Annotated in this window: 20 protein-coding genes and 1 pseudogene; 10 read left to right on the top strand and 11 right to left on the bottom strand. The window is 54.4% G+C overall.

The window, feature by feature from the left end:
- Positions 1 to 175: 175 nt before the first annotated feature.
- Positions 176 to 1,042: an undecaprenyl-diphosphate phosphatase gene (locus JUJ53_RS17295; protein ID WP_343327977.1), complete on the bottom strand. Its 867-nt coding sequence runs from the start codon at positions 1,040 to 1,042 to the stop codon at positions 176 to 178.
- 300 nt (positions 1,043 to 1,342) lie between these two features.
- Positions 1,343 to 1,477: a hypothetical protein gene (locus JUJ53_RS25190; RefSeq protein ID WP_275415791.1), complete on the bottom strand. Its 135-nt coding sequence runs from the start codon at positions 1,475 to 1,477 to the stop codon at positions 1,343 to 1,345.
- 237 nt (positions 1,478 to 1,714) lie between these two features.
- On the opposite strand from JUJ53_RS25190, the gene JUJ53_RS17300 reads away from it, so the two are divergent.
- The 4 genes from JUJ53_RS17300 (at position 1,715) to nadB (ending at position 6,477) form a co-directional block, all read left to right on the top strand.
- Positions 1,715 to 2,449, top strand: a complete 735-nt coding sequence (locus JUJ53_RS17300; protein ID WP_239125160.1) for a DUF3120 domain-containing protein — start codon at positions 1,715 to 1,717, stop codon at positions 2,447 to 2,449.
- A gap of 233 nt (positions 2,450 to 2,682) precedes the next feature.
- Positions 2,683 to 3,669, top strand: coding sequence for an adenylate/guanylate cyclase domain-containing protein (locus JUJ53_RS17305; RefSeq protein ID WP_343327978.1), 987 nt, complete (start codon positions 2,683 to 2,685; stop codon positions 3,667 to 3,669).
- Positions 3,670 to 3,935: 266 nt separating this feature from the next.
- Positions 3,936 to 4,367, top strand: coding sequence for a photosystem II complex extrinsic protein PsbU (gene psbU, locus JUJ53_RS17310; RefSeq protein ID WP_204153293.1), 432 nt, complete (start codon positions 3,936 to 3,938; stop codon positions 4,365 to 4,367).
- Positions 4,368 to 4,764: 397 nt separating this feature from the next.
- On the top strand, positions 4,765 to 6,477 hold the full coding sequence (nadB, locus tag JUJ53_RS17315; RefSeq protein WP_343327979.1) for an L-aspartate oxidase: 1,713 nt from the start codon (positions 4,765 to 4,767) through the stop codon (positions 6,475 to 6,477).
- Here nadB and JUJ53_RS17320 read toward each other — a convergent pair.
- Complete coding sequence (locus JUJ53_RS17320) at positions 6,474 to 8,075, bottom strand: hypothetical protein (protein WP_204153294.1); 1,602 nt, start codon at positions 8,073 to 8,075, stop codon at positions 6,474 to 6,476. The two genes, nadB and JUJ53_RS17320, sit on opposite strands and share 4 nt — an antisense overlap.
- A 485-nt stretch (positions 8,076 to 8,560) precedes the next feature.
- Here JUJ53_RS17320 and JUJ53_RS17325 point away from each other — a divergent pair, with 485 nt between their 5' ends.
- On the top strand, positions 8,561 to 8,884 hold the full coding sequence (locus tag JUJ53_RS17325; RefSeq protein WP_204153295.1) for a DUF1825 family protein: 324 nt from the start codon (positions 8,561 to 8,563) through the stop codon (positions 8,882 to 8,884).
- A gap of 334 nt (positions 8,885 to 9,218) precedes the next feature.
- Here JUJ53_RS17325 and JUJ53_RS17330 read toward each other — a convergent pair whose 3' ends face one another.
- From JUJ53_RS17330 to JUJ53_RS17340, 3 genes are all read right to left on the bottom strand, one after another.
- A complete protein-coding gene (locus JUJ53_RS17330) occupies positions 9,219 to 9,923 on the bottom strand; it encodes an alternative oxidase (RefSeq protein WP_204153296.1) in 705 nt (234 codons plus the stop codon).
- 698 nt (positions 9,924 to 10,621) lie between these two features.
- Entirely contained in the window at positions 10,622 to 11,185 is a 564-nt protein-coding gene (locus tag JUJ53_RS17335) for a DUF6398 domain-containing protein (protein ID WP_204153297.1), read from the bottom strand.
- A gap of 135 nt (positions 11,186 to 11,320) precedes the next feature.
- The gene (locus tag JUJ53_RS17340) at positions 11,321 to 12,979 is read right to left on the bottom strand and encodes a glycosyltransferase family 39 protein (protein ID WP_204153298.1); all 1,659 of its coding nucleotides are present in this window, start codon (positions 12,977 to 12,979) and stop codon (positions 11,321 to 11,323) included.
- A 474-nt stretch (positions 12,980 to 13,453) separates the two neighbouring features.
- On the opposite strand from JUJ53_RS17340, the gene JUJ53_RS17345 reads away from it, so the two are divergent.
- Positions 13,454 to 13,756, top strand: coding sequence for a Mo-dependent nitrogenase C-terminal domain-containing protein (locus JUJ53_RS17345; RefSeq protein WP_204153299.1), 303 nt, complete (start codon positions 13,454 to 13,456; stop codon positions 13,754 to 13,756).
- Here the strand turns inward: JUJ53_RS17345 and JUJ53_RS17350 are convergent.
- Entirely contained in the window at positions 13,744 to 14,541 is a 798-nt protein-coding gene (locus JUJ53_RS17350) for an HAD family hydrolase (protein WP_204153300.1), read from the bottom strand. The two genes, JUJ53_RS17345 and JUJ53_RS17350, sit on opposite strands and share 13 nt — an antisense overlap.
- A gap of 457 nt (positions 14,542 to 14,998) precedes the next feature.
- Here JUJ53_RS17350 and JUJ53_RS17355 point away from each other — a divergent pair, with 457 nt between their 5' ends.
- Positions 14,999 to 16,717, top strand: a complete 1,719-nt coding sequence (locus JUJ53_RS17355) for a SpoIID/LytB domain-containing protein (protein ID WP_204153301.1) — start codon at positions 14,999 to 15,001, stop codon at positions 16,715 to 16,717.
- An 89-nt stretch (positions 16,718 to 16,806) separates the two neighbouring features.
- Here the strand turns inward: JUJ53_RS17355 and JUJ53_RS17360 are convergent, their stop codons facing one another.
- Positions 16,807 to 17,460: an ABC transporter ATP-binding protein gene (locus tag JUJ53_RS17360; RefSeq protein WP_204153391.1), complete on the bottom strand. Its 654-nt coding sequence runs from the start codon at positions 17,458 to 17,460 to the stop codon at positions 16,807 to 16,809.
- A gap of 273 nt (positions 17,461 to 17,733) precedes the next feature.
- Positions 17,734 to 18,999, bottom strand: a complete 1,266-nt coding sequence (locus tag JUJ53_RS17365) for an FtsX-like permease family protein (RefSeq protein ID WP_204153302.1) — start codon at positions 18,997 to 18,999, stop codon at positions 17,734 to 17,736.
- Between the two features lie 235 nt (positions 19,000 to 19,234).
- Here JUJ53_RS17365 and JUJ53_RS17370 point away from each other — a divergent pair, with 235 nt between their 5' ends.
- Positions 19,235 to 20,218, top strand: coding sequence for a homogentisate phytyltransferase (locus tag JUJ53_RS17370; protein ID WP_204153303.1), 984 nt, complete (start codon positions 19,235 to 19,237; stop codon positions 20,216 to 20,218).
- Here JUJ53_RS17370 and coaE read toward each other — a convergent pair.
- Positions 20,204 to 20,854: a dephospho-CoA kinase gene (gene coaE, locus JUJ53_RS17375; protein ID WP_204153304.1), complete on the bottom strand. Its 651-nt coding sequence runs from the start codon at positions 20,852 to 20,854 to the stop codon at positions 20,204 to 20,206. The genes JUJ53_RS17370 and coaE overlap by 15 nt on opposite strands.
- Before the next feature lie 297 nt (positions 20,855 to 21,151).
- Positions 21,152 to 22,801: pseudogene (cobA, locus tag JUJ53_RS25535) on the bottom strand (uroporphyrinogen-III C-methyltransferase).
- 324 nt (positions 22,802 to 23,125) lie between these two features.
- Here cobA and JUJ53_RS17390 point away from each other — a divergent pair.
- Together JUJ53_RS17390 and JUJ53_RS17395 are read left to right on the top strand one after the other, a co-directional pair.
- Positions 23,126 to 24,628 (top strand): AAA family ATPase, encoded by a 1,503-nt coding sequence (locus JUJ53_RS17390; protein ID WP_204153306.1) that lies wholly within the window; start codon positions 23,126 to 23,128, stop codon positions 24,626 to 24,628.
- A 23-nt stretch (positions 24,629 to 24,651) separates the two neighbouring features.
- Entirely contained in the window at positions 24,652 to 25,119 is a 468-nt protein-coding gene (locus JUJ53_RS17395) for an SH3 domain-containing protein (protein ID WP_204153307.1), read from the top strand.
- Positions 25,120 to 25,123 lie beyond the last annotated feature (4 nt).

A 25,123-nucleotide genomic window follows, 5' to 3' on the forward strand; every position in this document is an offset into this window, starting at 1 on the left:
AATACGGCCTCTGTCAATGCGATGTTGAGTTTGCGTTGTGCCTACCTCAATGGGCAGCTTGCCTGTTGACTATTTTGTCGAAAGTGGGATGCTCCCGAGGCGATCGAACCTGGCTGGGCCAATCAGACTCGTCAGCCCAGCCAAAATAACGTGTTCATCAACAGCAAGGGCAGCTCTATCTGTTGTCGATCAGCCCCATCCAGATAGAGCCTAGAATAATCACCCCAAACCCTAGGCGATACCACACAAAGACCCAAGTGCTGTGCGTCTTTAGAAAGTTTAGGAGCCAGGCAATTGCCAGGTATGAGGAGATCGTTGCCGTGATAAATCCAGCGATCAGGGCTGCAATACTGGTTCCCTCGAAGCCGACGTCAACCAAATCCTTCAAACCCACCACACCCGCTAGGGTAATGGCTGGAATACCCAGCAAGAATGAGAAACGGGCCGCCGCTGGGCGATGCATCCCCATCAATAATCCTGCCGTGAGCGTGGAACCAGAGCGGGAAACACCAGGCATGAGGGCAAGAGTTTGGGCTAGTCCCATCAACATGCCATCCCGGGTACCTAAGTCTTCATAGGTACGTTTGCGTTTGCCCTGATATTCGGCCCAAGCCAAAAGCAGAGACATGACAATTGAGGCAAAGGCGATCGCTGCCATGCTGCGCAAGGGAGACTCGTCAAAATTGGGCACAAGCACCTTGAGAACCAATCCGCCTATCACAATCGGAACGGTTCCGACAAGGATGCCCAAGCCAATACGAAAATCCGTGGAGTCATAGTTAGAGGTTTTGATGGCGCGAAGGGTACCCATGACAACTTGGCTCAAATCGCCCCAGAAATACCAAAGAATCGATAAGATGCTGCCCAACTGAATAAAGGCAGTGAAGGCAACCCCCGGATCGCCCCATCCCAAGGCAACCGGAACGACTTTAATGTGGGCGGTGCTGCTGATGGGCAGAAATTCTGTCAAGCCTTGAACAATACCAAGCACCATGGATTGAATAATGCTTAGGTTGGCGATCGCTGACGTTGACTCAGCCACTGGTTCTGTTGCTAGGGTCTGAACTGCGCTCCCACTACACAGTGTCCAAATTGATAAATGCATCATGGTTAGGTCAATGCCTGTTGCTTGTATAGTTTGATGTTCTACGCCTAGGTGCATCTGATCAGCGAACTCCATGGGTTTTAGCCAGTCCCTATGCTGGCAGTAGTTTGGGCAAGGGCGCAACATTCCTCGCGACACTTTGTGCAAATTTCATAGATTGACCAACCGATGACCAATCGGTTTTTCTTCGTACCGACTCTCGCTACTAGAGTGCCCATGGATCGGAGTGACGTACCTCTAGGCAGAGACCACGATGGTACTCTTTTTCTCCATGGACAGGTACGTATGGTCACGAGACAGGTACGTATAGTCACGTACCGCCTGGGCGATCGCTAGAATGATGTCCTGGTTTTTGTGCGGGAGTTCTGGCACCCTACGATCCGGTTCTCAGCTAGCTCGGACAAAATGTTCAACCTGAGAATTGCTGCTAGGGATTGCGATCGCTAGACGAGAATCCAAAATGATGCACTCAGTCCCAACCTGGCTCAATGGAGATAGCCCATGAGCCAAGGGCAACTCAAGAACTTTTGGAACTTGTCGTTAAGATGCCCCCCCAGAGGATATAGATGTGATACGTTAAAAAAGATGAACTGACTGCTTAATAAAACTTTGTTTCCTACAGAGCCTTACACCCATGTCATTGAAGCCGTAGTGCCTACCGACTCGGCATTGCCACGTGTTGATGCGAGTCCTAATGCAAGCTGGCATCTATCATCGCCCTGGCCCGTGTTTCTCGGGGCAGTTTTTTTAGTATCCGTGCCGGTTTTGTTTCAAGCTTCCTTGGTGCGCTGGCAGCCTGAGCTGAGCCTCTCGCTAACAGCGGCATGGCTAGGTTTAGCCCTATGGCTCTGTCAACGAGAGCGTACCCGCCTGTGGGGAGACCTGCTGGTGGGCTTTACGTGGACGTGGTTTGCTGGTTCCATCTATTGGGGATGGATGCGCTGGGAGCCTCTTTGGCATCTCCCGGTTGAAGCGATCGCCCTTCCCCTAGCTGTGATCTGCTTAATGCGCCGTCAGGCAATAGTCGGCAGTTGGTTCTATCTTGGCTCTCTCTTTGGTACGGTCGTTACAGACCTATACTTTTATCTATGCGACGTCGTTCCGGCTTGGCGACAGGTGATGCGCGCTAACCCCGACGAGCTCCATTCCATCTTTCAGGGTGCTTTGGCTCGCATTACGACTCCATGGGGGCTAGCCTTAGGTCTGACCCTCGTGGGAATTTTGATTTTTGTCGGCTATATGCCTCTACATCTCCAACGTCACTACACGTGGGCGTTTGGGGGGGCTGTGCTTAGTACATTGTTAGTAGACGGACTCTTTTTGATCGCTGCGATCGCCGCCTGAGTGAAGATATGATTGAAGTACTCTGAGACAGTTTAGTCTGGGAGTCAGCCCCATACCAAGCAGATGCCCCAACTCAGTTCGTACAATCTTCCGGATCAGAACTATAATTTCGGTCGGTACGGCTTGGACGTCTGACCTTCATGGTCTGACCTTAATGGAATGTCACGCTGACCACAGACGGGTGCCTTAGGATACATCATAGGGATAGCTCAGTGGTTTTATAGTTGTCTGTAGTGGATTCACAACTTGTTCCCCATCTCATCCTACGGACAGAGTCCGGCAACCGTTATCTCTCTTTGACTGGCACAAGCTGCTGGACTGTAGGTCGAGGAGACGATAACAACTTTGTGTTGCCGGATCGCTGGATTTCTCGGAATCATGCCATGCTCCAGCAAATGGAGACAGGCGACTTCTACCTGATTGATCTCGGTAGTCGTAATGGGTCGTTTGTCAACGGCCGGCGCGTTACCGTGCCCGTCACCTTACGCAACGGCGACGGCCTCACCTTTGGGCAAACCGAGCTTGAGTTTTACTGTCCATCCAGCGATCCCCTCCCTGAGGCCAAGGCAGGTGAAAGTTCTCAAGACTTTACCGCAACGGCCACCCTCCATGTCCGCCGGCTGATCTCGGTTTTGGTGGTCGATATCCGAGACTATACGGTGATGACCCGTCAGCTCGATGAGAAAATTCTGTCGGAGGTGATTGGCACCTGGTTTCGCCGCGCCGGAGATATCATTCGGGAATACGGCAGTTGGGTTGACAAATATATTGGCGATGCCATCATGGCGGTCTGGATTCACGGATCCCAGGAAGTTGACCATAGTGAAATGATTCGGATTGCCCAAGCCCTCAGCGCTCTCCATGAAATGACCAGCCAGCTCCACGAGCGCTATCCCTTGCCCTTTCCGGTACGAGTGGGCGCTGGGGTGAACACAGGCTATGCCATGGTGGGTAATACCGGTACCGGCGATCGCCCCGACTATACCGCCCTGGGGGATACGGTGAATGCCGCGTTCCGTCTCGAATCGGCAACCAAAGAAATTGGCATGGATGTCGCCCTCGGTGAAGTCACCTACAAATATCTAGCTGAGTCGATGCAGCATACGGAGCTCTTTCAGCAACGCAAGGTGGAGCTGAAAGGATATGACGTGCCAACCATTACCTATGCCAGCTTTTTTGCCGATTTAGACAAGTTTCTGCGCATCAACGGCTACCGCTAGAAGCTGAGGTTGTATCTCAGCCGCGTACCGATTCCTCTACCCATGCGCTTCCCATAAGTCCTTCAGGAATCCTTAAAAATTGGGGGATCGAAAGTGGTAGTCTCTAATTAAGTGCGATCGCACCCCAATTCGGTGTAAACCCTATTCATTAGGTGTAAACCCCATTGGTTCGTGCCGGCGTTGCTGCCAGTAGAGAGGCGACGCTGTAAGCGATCACACTGAATTGATATATTGCCGATAAATTCATACTGGGAGGGATCTAACCCATGAAACGACTGGTTGGCGCGTTGATGATAGTAGGATTGTTGCTAAGTTGCCTGAGTTGGCTAGGGGTGCCTCAGCCGGCGTTTGCCGCCAACCTGGCATCTGTATCCTGGACGTCATCACCGGTTTTAGCAGCCGAGTTAAGAAACTCCGTTGATGATAAGCTCGCCACCGAGTTTGGTAAAAAGATCGACCTTAACAACACCAACGTTCGCGCATTTACCCAATACCCAGGTCTATACCCCACCATTGCTAGCAAGATTCTCCGAAATGCACCGTTTGAGACGGTTGAGGATGTGCTGAAAATGCCAGGGCTCAGCGAGCGTCAACTTGAAATTTTGAAGGCTAATCTGGATAATTTCACCGTGTCAGATCCAGATGCTGCCTTGGTAGAAGGAGGCGATCGCTTCAACAATGGAGTGTATGGCGGGTAGTCTAGTTTAGGCTGACCTGTTGACTGATGTAGGTTGATTGGGGGTAGAGGTTGGCCAGGTTAACGCCATGTCTGCCCCCATCACGATTCTATGTCCCTCGGCTCATGAAGCTAGCAAGGCGACGTCATCGCCTGCTCTTGTGGTCAGTAGCCAGGTTCTTATAAGCATCATCAATGCTCATGTCGTATCGGCATGGGCATTTGATTATATCCAGCGTCCATCCGATGACGTCCCATAGCCATAGTTTTATGGGTTAGACCATCAAAAAACTGGAGAGGTTCCAACATTTGGACGTTCTAGACCATGGCTCCATCAAGCTGGCTCCATCCCTAGGCTTCAAGCTGGATACATTATCGTTAACATATCTTTAAGATTTAATTGAACAAGGATGACCCTCGTGCCCCAACAAGTGCAGCCCCAGCGTTTCGATGTCTTGGTGATTGGTGGGGGGGCAGCCGGACTCTATTCCGCACTGTGTTTACCCCGGCATTACCGGGTGGGGTTGATTACCAAAGAAACGCTAGCACAGTCGGCGAGTGACTGGGCCCAGGGGGGTATTGCCGCCGCGATCGCCAGTGATGACTCTGTGCAACTGCACTTAGAAGACACGCTCAGTGCTGGGGCCGGGCTCTGCGATTTGGATGCGGTGCGCTATTTGGTGAACCAAGCGCCAGACTGCATTGAATCGTTGCTGGAGTTGGGGGTCGCCTTTGATCAATCCGGCGATCGCCCGGCGCTGACCCTGGAGGCCGCCCATCGCCGGCCGCGGGTGCTCCATGCCGCAGATGCCACGGGGCGGGCGGTGGTGGTGACGCTAACGCGCCATGTCTATCAGCGTCCCAATATAGACGTCCTCTCCGGCACCTTCGTCTTTGACCTGTGGCTCAATCCGGAGACCGGCGAGTGCCAGGGAGCGATCGCCCTCCATAATGGCGTCATTCAAGCGATTGAAGCAGCGGTGGTGGTGCTGGCCACCGGGGGCGGCGGGCAGGTTTTTTCCCAAACGACGAATCCTCCAGCCAGCACCGGCGATGGCGTGGCCATGGCCTGGCGGGCAGGGGCGACGCTGCGAGATCTGGAATTTATGCAGTTCCATCCCACAGCCTTGATGAAACCGGGCGCGCCCCATTTCTTGATCAGCGAAGCCGTGCGAGGCGAAGGAGCCCATCTGCTCGATCAGCACGGCCATCGGTTTATGTTTGACTATCATCCGGCCGGGGAATTGGCCTCCCGAGACATTGTCAGCCGGTCGATTTATCAACATCTGCAGCAGCAAACCATCCAGGCAAGTCAAAACGGCGATCGCTCCATTCCCCACGTATGGCTCGATCTACGCCCGATTGCACCGGAGGTGATTCAGCGACGATTTCCCACCATTATCCAGCGCTGCCAGAGCTATGGCATTGATGTGTTCACCCAGCCGATCCCGGTGGCACCTGCCGCCCACTACTGGATGGGCGGGGTGTTGACGGATCTAGAGAGCGCCACGTCAATTTCTAGACTCTATGCCGTAGGGGAAACCGCCAGCACCGGCGTGCATGGTGCCAATCGCCTGGCCAGCAACTCCCTGCTAGAATGCGTCGTGTTTGGCCACAACATGGCCCATCTGCCCTTGCCGCCCCCTTGGCGCGATCGCCCTGGTGATGTGCCCACCCGGTCAGCACCAGCGGGGATCGATGCAGGGCTGTCGGACTTCCATGAGTGGCGATCGCACCTACAGCAATGGGTTTGGAGTCATGCGGGCATTTGTCGTGAGCAGGCAAGTCTCGATCAGGCGATCGCCCAAGTCGCGGCTCTGCGCCAGCAGTTTAATCACCATGGGTTCAGTCAGTGGTTGCTCAACACCGCTCTGCCCCAAATGTCCCATAGCTCCATGGCTGTCGATGCTTCTCAGATTGCCACGCTGCAAACCTGGGGTGAATTGCGCAATCTGTTAGACATCGCCAGCCTCATCCTCAAAAGCGCCGCCTTTCGCACCGAAAGCCGAGGCGGCCACTATCGGCGAGACTACCCGGACGCGATCGCTCCATGGCAGGTGCATACCCTGGTGCAGGACGACCGTTTGTATACCTCCACGCCCGCAAGTCCACAGGTGGTTGAATTGCCCTAGGGTAGCCAGCGAGGACGTAGCCCCGGCAACAGGAGCGGTTCTGGCTCTAAGGGCACCGGCACACCATCGTCAGTTTGGGACAAGGGCAACAGCCAGAGTTGACTATCGACGATCGCCCGCCCATCTTGCCCACGCAGAACGTTGGGATCTGCAGCATCCTCGGCAGATGGCGTCACCTGATCAAACAAAATGCTGAGGTTGTCGGGCGACAGACTCATCTGCACATCCTGCTGGATGGGAAGTTCTAGCAAATCTGTGCGATCGCCCGAGTCGAGGGAAAGAACAACCAGGTAGGGCTTTTCGACATAAATTTCACCGGGAACAATGGCCGCCTCATTGGCATTGGGATCCGATAGGCGAAAGGCTCGGGTAATTAAGGCGTAGAGGAGGGTTTTCTGAGCGTTAAACTGCGCCATCCGCACCTTGCCACCATCGTTCGTGGTCAGCAGCTCCGTTTGGTCGCCTTGGTTGGTGACGATAAACAACGACTCGGTAAAGTTGGGATTAAACTGCACCATGGCAGCCGTCGATCCATCCGCAGAAAAGCTGAGCACGCGGCCAAATTGGGGCAGAAAATCTAAGGGTTCTGGAGCCGACTCCGCGCTAGACGCAGAATCCTCAGGGCTAGGCTCCTCCTCAATCGGGCGAATGGCTGTCCCTTCTCCTTGCAGAACAGCGATCGCTTCACTGTCAGGCGTGATCAAAAAATCGCCTCCCGGTTCCCCTGGTAGGGGTTCGGCCTCTTCACCCTCGCGAATCACCCACAGGCCATAATCGGCTAGATCGGTACGGCTAATCCGCTGCACCACAATGGTTTGACCATCAGCCGATAGATCAAACTTGAGGTTTTGGTAATTGTCATTGCCCAGCACCTCGCGGATGACGCCCGCTGATTCCTGAGGTTGTGGACGTTGGGTATCGTTGTCAAAAAACTGCTCCGGGACATCATAGGCAATGCCCGTGGTTACGGTGTAGATCGTCGGGCCAGCAACATTGGACGTATCGGATCGCTCAACGGCGGAAAACAGGATGCGATCGCTGTTGGGATAGGGGCGAAAATCGAGCACCGTCAGATGATCGGGCGTGAGAATGGTTCGGCTACGGTGGGTGAGATTTTGCATCACCAAGCGCCCGCGCTCTTCCCCTTCTATACCTAAATACACAAAGACGCGATCGCGACTCTGAAACTGCCCCACAAAAGGACTTAGCTGAGTGCGACGATCATCGGGATCGCTGAATAGATCGTATGCCCCTTGCAAACTCACCTCAAAGCTAGTGCCGTAGGGAAGAGGATTGTTGAGGGTGTAGGCCATGCGCCGTCCCGCCCAGCTCACCCGTCCTGAGAGTGGCGGCTCAATGCGCAGATTATTTTCCACACTGCGGTGGTTCATGGGGCGGCTGAAGGTCAGCGTAAAGGCAATGTCGCCGGCACCGACGGAGTGGTCTTGCCAGCTAAAGTCGCGCACCCGTGGAGCAGCGCGATCGCCCTTGAGCAGGATGAGGGCAATCAAGACCATCAGCACCAGCATCAGAGCGATCGCAGCCCGGTCGAGGGGTTGCCAAAATGAACGAGACGGAGAAGGTTTTACCGAAGCCATCAGCCAAACGTGATTGTACTATCATTCAAGTGAGCCTACCCCTGCAGGCGGCAGGTTGTCCTGGTTGCCTGACCAATCTGTTTGCATAGACTGGGCAGAGCAACGGGCAACTCAGCACCAGCTCAGATTTTTCTGGGTTATGCTGACGCTAACCCAGCCTACGAGAGTATCAGAATGGCAGGAGTTTTGTCAGTCCAGGAGCAGATGATCACTCCCTACAGGCAGACTGGAGATGGGTCAGCATGAGGACGATCATCCGATGCTTCTCTCCAAGGCAACCTTTCTAGGGGTAATCTATTCTATCGTTGTTCGGTTTTCAGCCATTCTTCTCCTATGGGGCATGGAAAGACTTCCTCTACAATGAAGTTAACCACACCCCCAGATTGCGCTTAGTTCATCGATGGTGCCTTTCTCCATGTAGACGGCGTCATGCTTGAGTTAGGCGGTTGGCCGTGCATGGGTGAGTAGAAAACGAGTGGCAAACCATGGGATTTTTTGACTCCGACATTGTTCAACAAGAGGCAAAGCAGCTCTTCGAGGATTATCAGTCGCTAGTGAATTTAGGTAGCGACTACGGTAAGTTTGACCGAGAGGGCAAGAAGCTCTACATCGAGCAGATGGAAGCGGTGATGGATCGCTATCGCATCTTTATGAAGCGTTTTGAGCTATCCGAAGACTTTATGGCCCAGATGACGGTTGAACAAATGAAGACCCAGCTAGGGCAGTTTGGCATCACGCCGCAGCAAATGTTTGACCAAATGAATCTAACCTTAGAGCGCATGAAGGCTGAGCTAGAACGGAATCCATAGCGCTGAAGGAATGGGTTGGTGCGGAGATGTAGGGGCGATCGCTCCCAGGTAAACCCGTGCCAATCGGCCTGCAAGCCTCACACCCGTCCAGCCCGTGGATGAGGTTGACTCGAACATCGAAAAAGCGGCGCAGAGATCACTCTCTGTGCCGCTTTTGAGCATCATCGGCTGAGACGTATGGGTGCATCCTACGTTGGTTGCCCTCAAAATCTCTTTCCCAAGTCGGGCGAGGGACGTTGAATCCGGCTCCCCTTCGCCCTTTTTGGGGAGAAGGGGTTGGGGGATGAGGGCCAGCGTAACTGGGATGCTCCCACTCACGTAAGTCTGATGACCACTACTCAGTAACCGCCCGTTGTTCACCGGGAGCAAAGGCCACCTCTGCGTTAGAGGCAGCAAAAGCTGGAGCATGGGGGCTTTTCATAGTCGTGGTATCTGCCGCCTGACAGGCCACCATGGTTTTCACATGTTCAGCTTCATCATCTCGAATGTTGACGAAGACATCGTATAAATTGTCTACGGCAGGACGGCGAGACTCGGCTACAACGGCGGTTTGAAATTCATCAAACATGTAGAGATCGCCATCGCGGTAGTAGTTGATCGCAACCTGGGGAGCTGGCTGGGCCTTGAGGTCAGCTTCGTTTTCAGTCAGAAACTTGTCGTAAGTGTCGTAGGCATGGCCTTCCACGAGTTCCATGAAGTGATAGGCCGACTTAGGCGTCACTAGATAGAGACCTACAACAATCCAGTAGTACAACAGGGCCGCATGTTGAGCCAAGAAGCGATCGATCCAGCGATCGTTCCCACCCAGGTCTTCCATAATCAACAAGTGGTGTAGCTCATTCCACGATTCTGCAAAGTGAACCTTGAGCCAATCCGCCTTGCGCCACAGCCCAACGGTTTCATACAAATGTAGAACCGAGAGATAGGCAAAGTAGGGAACACGAGCAACGGTTTCTAATACATAAAAACGTGGATAGGGGCGATCGCGATAGAGCACGTTGATGACAAAAACCAAGATTCCAACGAGAAGTCGAATCATACATAACTCCTGGCAATGATTGTAATGATTGGGTAGACCTTATATCCACATCAAGACATCGCAACCTAGCCATCGATCATGAAACTATGATCTACGAATAGATCTATCTCATGAAAATGTCCTGATGAAACTACCTATCCTTCTATGGATGATAAGAACTCAGAATCGTTCTTGTCGTTGACATCAACCCGTTAGAAATGAGGTGTTTAGAGCAAGTCAGAAGGAACTATCAGGAGGCTTTCAGGTTGCCTAGGCTGCGATTGGTGAATGACGGTGAATCTCGATTCAGCCGTTCATGGTGATAGGGTGTCTACTCAATAGGAATAGGATGGTCGGCTATTGCTTGCATGGTTTGATCCTACCGATTTCTATCAGATTTGTGTGGTCTATCCATCGTTATATTCTTCTAACAATTCCTGAAAGATGTTGATCAGACTAGCTTTTTCACCATTGTTAAATGACTCTAAAAAAATAATTTTCGGGACTAAGATTTTCAGATGTTTCTATTTGTTTCAGTGCGTGATGTAAACACAACAAATAGTTATGAACTCTCATCTGGTGAAATGCTAACCGTTAGGCACCATGGGCGATCGCTCCCTGCCGCAACCCCTGTGGGATAAACCCGATCGCGCCGTTAACTGTCGTTCTATCCCTGCTGATCAGCAACGACCTTCATGGGAAAAATGACACATTTCGCATCATGGCCTAGAAACCCCTGATTTAGTACCGGGAAGCTCTTGATCTAACGGTGGCAGAGAAGGGATGAGCCCCTGCTGCACCGCCTGTTCTTGCAGCGATCGCGGCAGCAGGTGCGCATCAACGGCTAGACCCTTCACCGATACCATCCAGTTCACGGCAGGGGGTGGGGTGGGAATCTGCCACTGGGCATCATCGGCTAGATGGAGGCGATCGCAAATTTGCTTGGAGCGTCGATGGGTGGCGCTGGCGCTAGCACCGCAGGCGGCATAGAGCGCAGACGGGCTCAGGTGTCTGGGATGATCGGGCTCTAGCCAGCCATTGACCTTGGCGATCGCGTGGAGGATGCCGCAGGCCCAGACGTTCGTTTGTCCACGGATGATCAGATCATCCGCTTGGCGACAGAGGGCTGCAGCGATCGCCTTCCCCCAGTCTGCTAGGTCAGGATCAAAATGATCACGGCAGATCATCTCTAGTAGTTGAGCGATCGCTTGGTAGGTATCTTGAACATGATGGGGGATCTGTCCCAAAACTGGGGGAGTGGCAGAAGGGTGGGGATCGAGCATGGAACCTAGGTGACCTAGTACCGCAAGATAGAAGAACGAAGATAGAAGAACGAAGATAGAAGAACGAAAAGGACTTCCAGGAAAAACAAGGTTTCCCGCCTTAGTCAATAGGCGGGTGACGTCTGCCTCAGAGTACTAGTCGGTTAATGGGGATGCAGGTAGGGCTGGCGCATAAACTGACTCTACACCCTGCGGCCAAACTGGGGTTGTAGACCGCCGCGTCATCAATGTCCAGCCGTCCACCTGTCCTAACACTTGAGCATCGGTTGTATCCAGGCGCTGTAGCGCATTTGCATCCAGTAAGAAATAGGTGCCGGGCGATCGCTGCCATTGGCGTTCAAGCCGAGGCTGGGCGGCAGGAATCACTCGGCGATCGCTGTAGAAGTTGAGGGACGGTCGCCCATGATGGGAGGTAAAAATTTCGGCATCAGCAGGGAGCTGGCGAACCAGAGCTGCCACCGGCTGCACGGGGTAGTCTTCGGATAATTCCCAGATCCAATGGGGGGTAGACATGAACAGCAGCAGCGACACATAGGTACCCCAAACCAAAATGCTAATAAACTGGCGATCGCCTCGGTGGCATAGAAGCGCGCACAGGGTGGCGGTAAAGCCAAAGGAAAAGAGGGTGAGTTGTAAACCAGAATCTTCAAGGGCCGTCCACGATCCAAAATAGATCCCCCCGCCCCAGCCAGCGATCGCCATCAGACCAAAGCTGCCTACCCACCAATGGGGAGGGCGCAGCGGCCGCTCTCCATCTGAAAGCAGGGAGGTTTGCTGCCAGACTTGGCTCAGCGGCACAGCAATAGCCAGGGCGATCGCTGGGTAGATAGGCAACACATACCAAGGCAGCTTGGTGCTCATCACCGAAATCACCAGTAAATAGCCGCCACCCCACACCAACACCAGCTTGGCCCAGCTCATCGCCCGACTGCGCCATGCTGTTTGCAAGGCGATCGGGACGAACATCAGCCAGGGCCAGCAGTATTTCACTACTTCCAGCAGGTAATACCAGGGCGGCCCCTGATGGTTTTCCACCGGCTCCCACACTCGGCTGAAGGACTGACCTAGCATATGGGTTTCTAGAAAATCAGCGCCGTAGTAGATTCCCTGGGCTGCGTACCAGGCCATCACTGGAGTTGCCCCAAGGCCAATGCCGCCCCAAAGGTATAACGACGTCAGCAGCCGTGGCGAATCCCAGAATAGGAAACCTAGGGCGATCGCCCCCAAGAGCAGCGCCAGAATGCCCTTGGTGAGACCAATGAGACCAAAAGCAAGACCAATTCCTAAGGCCCAGCGTGGATTCCGACGCGATCGCAGGACGCACCACACCAGCAGCAAGAAAAAGCACAGCACTGTCCCATCTAGCATCGCTAGCCGTCCATGGCGGGCGATCGGCAGCATCGTCAAATACACCAGCGCCCCCAACACTGCCGCCGATCGCCCCACAAAGATCTCTCGCCCCACAGCATAGAGCATTGGTACGGATGCCGCCGTTAGCAAGGCGCAGGGCAGCCGGCTTGTCCACTCATTCACGCCACCTATGTGGTAGGCCAAGGCGATTAAGTTATGGATCAACGGCGGCTTGTTGAAGTAGGGCTCTCCCCAAAGGGTGGGGTATAGCCATCGCAAGTCGGATGGATCGGCTCGCCAGATTTCTCGTGCCACTTGGGCGATCGTGCCTTCATCCCAGTCGCGCAGGGGCAGCGTCCCTCCATTCCAAGTCAATAGCAGAAGTGCTGCTAGCAGCAGCCCAGCAATGAGCAGTTGCTCAGACCAGCGTTCCAGACGCTGCATCCAAACATATCGATCATGAAGCACCTGCGGCATAGGAATGGATGCAATAACGGTTTAGCAGTCTCTACTACATATAGCAGCAGACCTGCGATGTTTGTGGGTTTTTCCCGTGAGTCTCCAACGGAGGGGGTGCGGTAGGGCGCAAAGAAACAGGGATATTGCTTAGGCGTTTGACGGCGATCAGAGGCCGCGTCGTTCACCCTGAGTTGGTCGAAGCAGACTTGCCTGGGCGGGATAATCTCCATCGCACTCGGTTTCTCTTCGCATTCTATCGAGATGTTGCTAAGACCTCCTGAAGGGTTTCCTGAGGAGCTACCTAAGATTTGTGTGGAAGTGTGGCGGATTGTATGGACTTCTATGGTTGTGGCCATGACCAGGGAAATGGTCAGGATTTGGGTGTTGAGTAGAAGTAGACCTCTACAGATTCCGTTGGCGCTAGGGCAATGCCCTTGACCAATATCTCTAAATCGTCCTATGCATGTAACCTCTTCCAAGCCATCTGGGCACCACCTTCGTCTTGATCCGCTGCGCCCCCTGCGTCAGTGGCTCAATCAATTGACCGTCCAGCGTCCCTGGCTGGCCCGCCTAATTTTGCGACTGATTCCTGCCCAATGCCCCTTTGAGCGTGATATTCGCATCCTCGGTCGGGTTGTGGGTCACATCCCGCCGTTATGTAAGCTCAACCCCATCTACGACGAGTTGGTCTATCTACGCTTTCGCGCCTTGTGTTACTTGGTGGATGACTGTGGGGAAGACCCAACCCGCTACGCCCGATAGTCTAGGGCAGGGCAGTTGAGCAGTTGATGGGCAATGGTTAACAAATCGCTGTGAATATGAGTGGGCTCAAACTGCTCTAGGTAGCTACGGCTGCGAATGCCACAGGTGACCGCAAAGGTGCTAATGCCATGGGTTTGCCCGGCAATGATGTCGGCTTCTGTGTCGCCAATCATGTAGGCTCGGTTTGCCGAGTAGCCACCCTGAAGGCTATGGGCGATCGCCTGCCGAAGCAGGTCAGCTTTGTGCTGGGCATGGTTGTTGTACGCCGCATCGCGATCGCCGGCTCCCCATACGGCTGCAAACAGGTGATTCAGGTGGTGCTGGTTGAGAATCTGCTTCACCTGATCTCGCTGACGCAGGGTCACAAGCACCAGCCGCGCTCCGTGGGAATGGAGCAGATGCAGGGCCCAAATGACCCCAGCCTGGAGTCGGTCTTGAGCTAGAAGTGTATCTTGATTCACAATTTGCTTCACGCGCTTGAGGAACCAAGACACTTGCGACGGCTCCAGCCCAGACCGCATGGCAATTTCAGTATCCGGCGTGCGATCTTGCTTCATGCGCCAGAATTGCTCTTGGCTGAGAGGCGCAAGCTGTAACGGTTGCCCCAGGGACTGGTAGTGATGCTGGGTATCTGCGAGCCCCGAGCAGTAGGTGTGATAGTACCGTTCCGACACGTCCATGATCGGGCCATCGAAGTCGCAAAACAATGTAACGCCAGATAAAGCATCTGAATGCCGACCCCAAGGGTGAAACTCAGATCGACTGACTAGTTCAGCGTTTGTCATTCAGAAACCTGCCTGCTAAGCATTGACATTCCAGAACGGAAATTTAACGTAACTTTTATTAACACTAGCAACGATTTTCATAAGTGGTCAACCTGTAGTCCACTGATTTGGTTTAAAAAAACTTATAGCTAGATTATCCCATAGACCCTGATACCGAGGGGATCGCTTATCCCTGAAGGATTGAACAGGGGCCAGGAGCGATCGCCTGTGGTCAAAATGAAGAGGGTGATTCATAATGTCCTACATTCCTGTACATGTCTAAGATGATGACTCTCGCATCCGAGTCTTGCATGTTAGTCGAGGCACTTGTGGGATGAGAGTGCCGTCATGGGCCAGAGCCAGTCTTGCGCCTGCTTGAGATGCCCGGATTGTTCTAGTCCCAACGATCGCCCTCTTGTGAGCGAGTTGAAATCTACCGTGGTTTGCGTTTATGGTTTGCTGCACCCGAGGACGTTTCATGAGTCAGCTTGTATCGGTTAGTTCTCCACATCTGACGTTATCTACTCCGAAGCGTACGGTGGGATGGTTATACGTTTCTGTATCAACTTGTATCGTTTGCTGGGTTGGGCTATCGGCAAAGCCCAGCGTGGCCCAGTCGCCGCCTAACCCGGTGCTCGACATTGGCATTGTGCAGCGCTTTGGGACAGAAGAAGACCATGAACTTGTTTTAGAACCCCTCACGGGCGATCGCCTCACGGTGCAGTTCAAAACGGGGGATCAGGAGCAAACGTTGACCACCACGCGCCTGAAGGTTGATGTGGTGATGCAGCCCTTGGATGAACCGGTGATCGATGAGCGGGTTGTCCTCAGCACCCACCGCAGTTTTGAAAGTGCTGAAGATAGTGCTAATCAGTGGCGATCGCGGGGCATTGAGGTGGAAATTGCTCAGCCGCGCCAGTGGCAGGTGTGGGCCAAGCGAGATGTGTACCACAGTCCTTTACTACGGCGACTGCTGTTCCAAAATCTGCAGGCAAACGGTGCCACGGTGGCCTTTTTAGACTCCCAGGTGAAAACCCAGGTGCCGATGGCGGCGTTCACCGCCGATGGTTTCCGCTATCACCGAGATGAGTTTGAGATCCTGTCGGCCAACAGCCGCATTCGTGTTGACTCCAACCTCGACAACACCAACCGGCTCTATGGCGGCGACATGCGCCTCCAGCCCAATGCCTACGGTACCTATACCCTCGTTAACGAAGTTCCCCTGGAAACCTACCTGCGCGGCGTCGTGCCCCATGAAATTGGGCTCGCAGCTCCGCCCACCACCATCGAAGCTCAGGCGATTTTGGCCCGCACCTACGTGCTGCGCAACCTACGCCGCTTTGACATCGACGACTATCAGCTCTGTGCCGATACCCAATGTCAGGTTTATTGGGGACTATCCGGGGCTGATCCCATTTCCGATCGCGCCATCACGGCCACTCAAGGGCTGGTGTTAACCTACCAAAATGAATTGGTCGATGCCCTCTATTCCTCGACCACCGGGGGGATTACCGCGCCCTTTGGCGATGTGTGGAATGGCAGCGATCGCCCCTATCTGCAAGCCGTGATTGACTCTGTACAAGGGAGCTGGGATCTGCCCAATAACCGGTTAGACAACGAAGCCAATTTCCGCCGATTTATTAGCCTAGAGCGGGGCTTCAACGAAGAAACGTGGGAGCTGTTCCGCTGGCGGGAAGAGCAGTCGCTAGCCCAGATTAGCAACGACATGCGGGAGTATCTGCGCAGCAAGCAGAATCCCCTGGCTAGCTTCACCCAAATCAAGAACCTGCAAGTGACAGAGCGATCGCCCGCAGGGCGGGTTCAGCGTCTTTTGGTAGACACCGATCTGGGTTCCATTGAGCTAGAAAAAGATGAAATTTTGCGGGCGCTGTGGGGGCCCAACAGCACCCTGTTCTACCTCGATCCCATGTATGAACCGGCTGCCGCCAATACCCCCCCTGAGGATCGTCAGCTACGGGGCTATGCCTTTGTGGGCGGTGGCTTTGGCCATGGCGTGGGCATGAGCCAAACCGGGGCCTACAACCTCGGGCGGTTGGGCTGGAGTAGCGATCGCATCCTAGGCTTCTACTATCTCAACACCACGGTGCAGCCCTTGAGCGATCGCCTGGTATTTTGGCGCGATCCGGCCGAATCTGCCGTCAGCCAGCAGCCTACTGAAGCGATCGTTAGCGAATAATCGTTAGCAAGTCATCGTTAGCAACGATTGGGTCGGGATCGATGGCAACCACCTCGATCCCGATACCTTATAAATATGGGTCAGTTCACCTAAGGATGGGGATGCGCTTTGATCTGACCATCTTCTAGGTAGGCAACCTGGTCGGCAACGTCAACAATGCGAGGATCATGGGTGACCATCAACACCGTTGCCTGTTCTTCCTTGGCCAGTTTGCGCAAGACATCAATCACCGCGTGACCGCTTTGGGAATCTAGGGCAGCTGTGGGTTCATCGGCCATGATGATGCAGGGATTGCCCACTAAGGCCCGAGCGATCGCCACCCGCTGCTTTTGTCCACCCGATAGATCCCGTGGTAGATTATTGGCCTTGTCGCCTAGACCCACCCGATCGAGCAGTTCCCGAGCCGCCACCAGCGATAGATGTTCGCTAGTGCCGCGCACTTTCAGGACAAGGGCCACATTTTCGGCCGCGGTCAGAGCTGGGAATAAATTAAAACTCTGGAAAATAAACCCGATATGCTTCAGGCGAAACTGCGCAAGCTGCGATCGCGCCATGCGAGTAATGTCTTGCCCCAACAGCGTCACCGTGCCCGAGGTGGGTGTGAGAATGCCACCCAAAATCGACAGCAGCGTGGTCTTGCCGGATCCGGATGGCCCCATGAGCAGTTGAATCGCACCTTTGCGCACCTCTAAATCAACATCTTTCAGGGCCTGAAATCGCTGGGTGCCATTTTGAAACACCATACTCACCTGCTTAGCGGCAATAGCAATAGACGTATCTGCGTCAGAAGCGATCGCTTCACAGAGAGAACGGGTGTAATGAGATGGTTGGATGATCGGCTGGTTGGAAAAGGTGGTCATGATCGAAGATTACACGGAAGCCGTGCCCTGTATCCGCCAGTTTGCCGTGAGGAGGGGGCACTTCTATGCTAATCAACTCTGGCCCTGCTTGATCAACATCAGGGTCACCTTCAGGAGTGGCACAGGCAATCTACAATCCGTCAACGCCCTGATCATTCAGGCTTTGAAGACGATGGCCGGATCCACGCGGGTGACCTTTTGAATGGCGAATAGGGCTGAGCCGACACACATAGCAACGGTGAGCCCAAAAATACCAACACCCATGATGGGCGTGATTAAGATAATGATGCCTTGGGTGGCAAATGTCCAAGCACCGAGCCCCAAACAGAGTGCCATGCTAGGAATATAGCCTAGCACAGCCATCCACATGGCCTGCTCCATAATGATGCTATAAATCACCCAGTCGGATGCACCCATGGCCTTGAGGGTGCCAAATTCACGCAGGTGATCGGAAACTGACGAGTAGAGAATTTGCCCCACCACCACAATTCCCACCACCACACCCACCGTTGCCCCCAGTCCTAGGATGAAGCCAACGCCGGTGCTATTTTGCCAGTGGTTGCGCGTCAGGGTAGACAGTTCCTCCCGCGTGTGGGCTCGGATATCAGGCATCTCCGCCTCTAGGCGCTGCTGCAACTCGGCAATATCTTGCCCCGGTTCTGCCTGGATCAGCACATAGGAAATGGGATCGGTGATATTGAGGGGTTCGAGCTCGATCTCAGGGGTGATCGTCTCGTCCTCGCCGCCAAGATTATCTTGGACGCGCTCAAACACCGTGGTGCAGGATACGCTACCTGTCTCGTCGGGGGTACAGCGCACCGTAGAGGTCAGGCCACCGGCGGCATAGGCCTTGGCATTTTCTAAGGAGGTAAATAGAAACAGGCTAGAGACAATGGATTGGGTACCTCGGGTGATGCCCGATAGGCGCACCGCAATCGAGTTAATACTGGCTTCTTCACCCAGGGCTTCCATTTCCAGGGTAGCTAGATTAGATTCATCGACCGCTACGGATTGGGGTTGCTTGAGATCCAGTTGATCGCCCTCCAGCATGTCCCAAAGGCGAAAGAGCTGGCCTTCAGGGTTATAGCCAATGATCCGCGAAGGGGCAATTTTTCCCGAGGGGCTACGCCAGCGGCCGCTATAGAGGGCGATCGCTTCTGCCCTGGCTACACCCTCCATCTCCTGTGCTTGGGCTAGTCGCTCGGCCGGAATGGGCTGGGTGAGTTCGAAGTGCAAAATTTCTTCAGAACTGATCCAAATATCAGCGGTGGATTGATCGATCAGCAGCGACGTCGAGCGCGTAAAGCCGCGCAAAATTCCAAGCTGAATGGTGACCAAGCTCACGGCAAAAATGATGCCGGCCTGGGCCACCAAAAAACGAGGAATGTCTTCTAGCAAATTTTTACGCGCAATGGAAGCCATAGGCAGGTAGCAGCAACTCTGGGCATTATCTTTTCACTTTAGCGGTTGATGGGAGAGCTCGTGGTATTCTTCAGCAGAAAAGCAGGGGCGCTCTCTTGTCCAGAACTTCCTAGCCCCCAGAAACCTCTAGGTGTAAGCATCCTGACGTGATGGATGGTCAAGGAGTGCCCAAACAGCTTTGTAGTATGCTGGCTCTACGTCCCCGCCCACGGTCTGATTGAGACACATAAGCCGAATGTCTAAGTCATCTACTGCTTCTCGCCGCCCTAAAGCTGTCCATTCTTCCTTTCTGCGATCGCTCTGGCGATTTTCCAGACCTCACACCATTTTGGGAACCACTCTAAGCCTGTGGGGGATGGGGTTAATCACGGGGGCGATCGCTTTCCCTGTGCCCCTAGGATGGTTGTTCCTATCGCTCGTGGTTGCTTGGGTGACGTGCCTCTGCGGTAATGTCTACATCGTGGGACTCAACCAGCTAGAAGACATTCCCATCGATCGCATCAATAAACCCCAGCTACCGTTGCCCTCCGGCGCATTTTCACGCCGACAGGGGCAGTGGATTGTGTCGATCAGTGGTCTACTAGCCATCGCCCTAGCTGCTCTCCAAGGCCCTTTTTTACTGGCTATGGTGGGTCTCAGTTTGCTCATTGGCACAGCTTATTCCCTGCCGCCTTTTCGCCTAAAGCGCTCTCCATTCTGGGCCTCGCTCTGTATTTTGGGTGTGCGCGGGGTGATTGTGAATCTAGGTTTATTCCTGCATAGCCAAGCTGTGCTGACGCAGCAATCGCTCTGGCTTTGGTCAACACCTGGATCCATCGAGCCAATTCCCGGCATTGTATGGGCGCTCACTGGATTTATCTTAGTTTTTACCTTCGCGATCGCCATTTTCAAAGATATTCCAGACGTAGCAGGCGATCGCCAGTACAATATTTGGACGTTTACCGCACGACTCGGTAGCCGCGCGGTGTTTAATCTATCCCGTTGGGTGATAACGGCCAGCTATGGCGGCATGATCCTGGTGAGCTGGGGGCTAGACCATGTTCATCGCCCTTGGTTGATCGGTTCCCACCTGATGGCGATCGCCCTCTTTTGGATCCTCAGCCGACGGGTGAATCTGCACCAGCCGGCTGACATTGTGAGGTTTTACCAAACAATCTGGAAATTCTTCTTGGTTGAATACCTAATCGTTCCGATCGCCTGCTGGTTAGCCTTGCTTTAAAGCGCGGTCAACCTGGGCCTGCAGATCCTCCAAGCTCGATGTATTCTCTAACACCACATGGGCTTGATCCACCTTACGTTCCACGGCAAGCTGGCTGCTAATGCGCGCCTGAATCTGTTCTAGGTCAACGCGATCGCCCTCCGACACCCGAGACAACTCCCGTTGAATTAACCGATCCATTTGCTGTTGGGGCGGGCAGCGCACCACCCAGATTTCATTCACCAGATCGGTCATCCGCGCCTCAAACAGCAGCGGCACGACGACCACCACCACCGGATATCGATCCGGCGGCAGGTCGCGCAAATCCTGCTGAATGCGCTGGCGCACAAAGGGATGGATTTGTCGCTCAATCCAGGTGCGTTCCGCCACACTGCCAAACACAATATCTCCCAAGCGCCGCCGATCTAGATGACCGCTGGGAAATAAAATACAGGTTCCGTAGCGATCGGCAATATCGGCTAGCAGAGGAGAGCCCACGTCAACGGCTTCGCGGGCATAGATATCGGCATCTAGAATTGGCAGATGGTGGCGATCGCGTAGGTAGTCAGACACGGTGGTTTTGCCCATGCCAATACCGCCGGTGAGTCCAATAATGCGCTGATGACCGGATGATTTACGAGGCAAGATGGTAGACATAGATGTTGTTCACAATCCAAAGCAGTCACGAAGCAGCATAAAACAAGGTGGAGATAAAGGGGAGATTGTCTTGAGGCGTAGACGATAGAAAAACTGTAGACAGAAACAGCATCAGAGATAGGAGAACGCTAAAGTTGCTTTCCCAGTTTTTAGGCTTGAAGAGCTGTCTTGTCCCGCACGAGTCCCGTTCAGCGTTTGCTCAAGGAGAAACTCTATCCAACCTGAAAAAACCATAGATGGAGCGCGATCGCCTACCGCTCTGACCTGCGATTCCCTAATCCTCTGAATCCAAATCTCCTAACCTCCATGCCCCAACGACGATCTACTCCACTCCACAATCACCTGGGTTAATCCATCTAAGGTGTAGTCCTGAGCTTCAAGATCCACACGTCCTAGATAATCCTGACAAGCGGTAGATGTTTGCGGGCCAATAGACGCGATACATACGTTGGCCCAGCGATCGCTCCCCAGATCTTGAGTGAGCTGGGCAAAGCATTTCACGGTTTTGGAACTGGCAAAGGTCAGGACATCCACGCGGCCATCGAGAAGGGCAGCGCGAATCTCAGGCGCGATCGCTGGGGCACAGCCCGATTCATAGGCCGCCACCTCGGTGACCTGGGCACCTTGGTCGGTAAATGCCCGCACCAGCACATCTCGCCCGCCGCTTTCCACCCGAGGGAAGAGAATCTTCAACTGGGCGCGCTCCTCTGGGAAATGGTCGATGAGCGAGTCGGCGACGTAGTTGGGCGGAATAAAATCCGGCTGAATGCCGTGCTGCTGCAAACATTGGGCCGTTTTTTGTCCAACCACCGCTAGTTTGAGCGTCGTGGGCAGGCGATCGCGCCCATGATGGGCCAGACGATCGAACATGCCATTCACGCCATTCACCGAGGTCAAGATCAGCCAGTTGAACTGATCCAGGAGAGCGATCGCCTCATCCAACGGCTGCCAGCTAGAGGGCGGACGAATTTCTAGGGTCGGCATTTCCAGCACCGTAGCTCCATGGCGCTGCAGATGCTGGGTAAAGACGCTAGACTGTCCCGCTGCCCGCGTCACCAGAACGGTTTTACCGGATAGGGCTAGGGAGGACGACGTAGGCAGAAAACTTGACTCCGAACTGTTCACCGTTCACCAACTCACGACAGACTACTCTCACAAATACACCCTTGAGGGATTGGAAACAACGGTTGATCTCCCCTCTTAAGCTCCTGAATCCTGCCCGATATCACGCTGCAAAAAGGGGCGCAACCCCACCACTGCTCCGATGACAACCACCGCCGGGGATAGAGCTTGGCGACTGGTTTGCTGCAGGATGGTTTGTAGGGTACCTGTCCAAACCTGCTGCTGGGGTTGTCCTGCCCAGCGGATAATGGCGATCGGGGTCTGGGGCGATCGCCCTTGGTGCTGCAAGCGGTTGATAATCTCGGCTAAGTTGCGCGTGGCCATGAGGAGCACTAGGGTTTCCATCTGCGCCAAGGCAGACCAGTTGAGGGCATCGATATCATGGGCCGTGGCCACGGCAAAGCTCCGGCTCAACACCGGATCGGTGAGGGGAATGCCCGCCAGCAAGGGAGCTGTCAGGGCGGTGGACAAGCCTGGAACCACTTCAAACTCACAGCCCGCCGCCTGTAGCGCTTGAATTTCTGCCATACAGCGCCCAAAGATAAACGGGTCACCACTCTTGAGCCGCACCACCCGCTGATGCTGGCCATGCTGCACTAGAAGCTGATTGATCTCCGCCTGGGGCGTACTGGGCTGGCCGCCGCGCTTACCCACGGCAATGTGCTGGCAGTCAGCAGGCACGAGATCCAGCAGCCGCTCGTCCACCAACGCGTCATAGACTAGCACTTGAGCGATCGCCAAGATCTCCCGTGCCTGCATCGTGAGGTAGGACACATCCCCCGGCCCCGCGCCCACGAGATACACCGTGCCTGGCTGTTGTTCCATGTCCGTTATCTCTGATGTCTCCTGATGGTCTGAGCGCACATCCATAACCTGTGATGACGTGACGTAGGGAGCCGTTAGGCGAAGCCGTAACGCACCGCCTGGTGTAAAAGCTCTGGTGTAGAGCGCCAGGCACAGCCATACCGTAAACCGTGGTGCAAAAACCGTGGCTTAGGGGGATGAGGACTAGCCGTAACCCATGTCTTGTCAAGCTTTGACGCGTTACGGCTTCGCCTAACGCATCCTACCCATCACGAGAAAATTCCACGTACCCGGCCTGCGAACCCGTTAGAATTCAAACAGCCTCAACATGTGTCAACGCCAACCATGACTTTTCGTGACGAATTTGAACTGCTCCTGCGGGCCCGCTATCCCCTAATCTACATCCCAACGGTGGAGGAAGAACGGGTTGAGCAAGCGATCGCTGACTGTGCTAAGCAGCAGGGCAATCGCAGCATCTACACCTGGGATTTTGTCGATGGCTACCAGGGCAATCCCAATGATACGGGCTTTGGGCGGCGCAATCCCCTACAGGCGCTAGAGCTGATTGAAAAGCTACCGGCCTCGGCTCCAGCTATTTTTATTCTGCGGGACTTCCATCGCTTTTTGGATGATGTGTCTATTTCCCGCAAATTGCGGAATCTGATGCGGTTGCTCAAGTCTCAGCCCAAGAATCTGGTGATCGTCGCGCCTCAGATTACCATCCCCGATGACCTGCGTGATGCGTTTACGGTGCTGGAATTTTCGTTACCCAATGCCGAGGAAATTTCGGAGGAAATCCAGCGGCTGATGGTGGGTCTGGGGCAACGGCTCAGCGATACGGTGCTCGATGACCTAGTGCGGGCCAGTCAGGGGCTGTCCCTCGAACGCATTCGTCGGGTCTTGGCTAGGGCGATCGCGTCCCATGGGCAACTGCTGCTCGAGGATGTGGACTTGGTGCTGGAGGAAAAGCGTCAGACCATTCGCCAAACCCAAATTCTCGACTTTTACCCCGCCCAGGAAGAGATGTCCGACATTGGCGGACTGGATAACCTCAAAGACTGGCTGCTGCGGCGCGGCAATGCTTTTTCAGACAAGGCTCGTCAGTATGGCCTGCCCTATCCTCGCGGGTTGCTGCTGGTGGGCATTCAGGGTACCGGGAAATCCCTCACGGCTAAAGCGATCGCCCACCACTGGCACCTGCCCTTGCTGCGGTTGGACGTGGGGCGGCTGTTTGCAGGCTTGGTGGGAGAATCGGAGTCTCGCACCCGGCAAATGGTGCAGCTAGCCGAAGCCCTGGCCCCCTGCATCCTGTGGATTGATGAAATTGACAAGGCCTTTACGGGACTAGACGGCCGTAGCGATGGCGGTACCACCAGCCGCGTCTTTGGCACATTTATCACCTGGATGGCCGAGAAGCGATCGCCCGTCTTCGTCGTCGCCACGGCCAATAATATCCAGGCCCTGCCGCCAGAACTACTGCGCCGGGGGCGCTTCGATGAAATCTTCTTTGTGGGGCTGCCCACCCAGGAGGAGCGTAACGCGATCTTTACGGTTCACCTGTCTCGCTTGCGATCGCATACCCTTAAAACCTACGATCTCGATCGCCTCGCCTATGAAACCCCCGACTTTTCCGGTGCAGAAATCGAGCAGATCCTGATCGAAGCGATGCACATTGGCTTCAGCCAAAACCGCGACTTCACCACCGATGACATTCTCGAAGCCGCTAGCCAAATCGTGCCCCTAGCCCGCACCGCCCAAGAGCAAATTCAGGCTCTACAAGACTGGGCCGCTGCTGGCAAAGCTCGCCTAGCCTCCCGAGGTGGACTGGGCCCTCGCATCTCACCCTAGTTGTTTTTCTGCGGACTGACGCTATGCGCCTGCTTGGACTGATTAAATTTTTACTGGGCTTTTTCTTGGCGATCGCTCTCCTCTTCGTAGCTGGAGTTGGAGCGACCCGATATCTGATTACCAAACTAACGGCCGTGCCGGAGCGTCCTGTGTTTGCCAACGATGGCGAAGCAAGCGACCCAGCCCCCGAAGCTGAAGCGCCTCCGGAGGTCTTTGCGGATGTGCCGGAGGAGCCCGATCCGTCCGCTGTTGAGGAGGACGAGCCTGACGAATTGGATGAAGAGGGCTACACAGCGATCGTCACCCAGCCCATTGGCCTAATCCTGCGCGAAGACCCTGACCAAGAATCTCGCCGCATCACCGGCCTTGCCTACAACACCGAAGTGGAAATTTTGGGCGAAAGCGATACCCAAGAATGGCTGCGAGTGCGGCTACCGGGTAGTGGCATTGAAGGTTGGGTGCGCGCTGGTAACACCACACCGGCCAACTAAACGC

The organism is Leptolyngbya sp. CCY15150, assembly GCF_016888135.1.
In the GTDB taxonomy this organism is placed as follows: Bacteria; Cyanobacteriota; Cyanobacteriia; order RECH01; family RECH01; genus RECH01.

Bases quoted from the DNA above. Each gene is read 5' to 3' on its own strand.
- JUJ53_RS17360 (WP_204153391.1), bottom strand. From the start codon at position 17,460: ATGGTGTTTCAAAATGGCACCCAGCGATTTCAGGCCCTGAAAGATGTT.
- JUJ53_RS17340 (WP_204153298.1), bottom strand. From the start codon at position 12,979: ATGCAGCGTCTGGAACGCTGGTCTGAGCAACTGCTCATTGCTGGGCTG.
- JUJ53_RS17325 (WP_204153295.1), top strand. From the start codon at position 8,561: ATGGGATTTTTTGACTCCGACATTGTTCAACAAGAGGCAAAGCAGCTC.
- JUJ53_RS17355 (WP_204153301.1), top strand. From the start codon at position 14,999: ATGAGTCAGCTTGTATCGGTTAGTTCTCCACATCTGACGTTATCTACT.
- psbU (WP_204153293.1), top strand. From the start codon at position 3,936: ATGAAACGACTGGTTGGCGCGTTGATGATAGTAGGATTGTTGCTAAGT.
- JUJ53_RS17370 (WP_204153303.1), top strand. From the start codon at position 19,235: ATGTCTAAGTCATCTACTGCTTCTCGCCGCCCTAAAGCTGTCCATTCT.
- JUJ53_RS17390 (WP_204153306.1), top strand. From the start codon at position 23,126: ATGACTTTTCGTGACGAATTTGAACTGCTCCTGCGGGCCCGCTATCCC.
- JUJ53_RS17345 (WP_204153299.1), top strand. From the start codon at position 13,454: ATGCATGTAACCTCTTCCAAGCCATCTGGGCACCACCTTCGTCTTGAT.
- JUJ53_RS17365 (WP_204153302.1), bottom strand. From the start codon at position 18,999: ATGGCTTCCATTGCGCGTAAAAATTTGCTAGAAGACATTCCTCGTTTT.
- JUJ53_RS17395 (WP_204153307.1), top strand. From the start codon at position 24,652: ATGCGCCTGCTTGGACTGATTAAATTTTTACTGGGCTTTTTCTTGGCG.
- JUJ53_RS17320 (WP_204153294.1), bottom strand. From the start codon at position 8,075: ATGGCTTCGGTAAAACCTTCTCCGTCTCGTTCATTTTGGCAACCCCTC.
- coaE (WP_204153304.1), bottom strand. From the start codon at position 20,854: ATGTCTACCATCTTGCCTCGTAAATCATCCGGTCATCAGCGCATTATT.
- JUJ53_RS17335 (WP_204153297.1), bottom strand. From the start codon at position 11,185: ATGCTCGATCCCCACCCTTCTGCCACTCCCCCAGTTTTGGGACAGATC.
- JUJ53_RS17350 (WP_204153300.1), bottom strand. From the start codon at position 14,541: ATGACAAACGCTGAACTAGTCAGTCGATCTGAGTTTCACCCTTGGGGT.
- JUJ53_RS17330 (WP_204153296.1), bottom strand. From the start codon at position 9,923: ATGATTCGACTTCTCGTTGGAATCTTGGTTTTTGTCATCAACGTGCTC.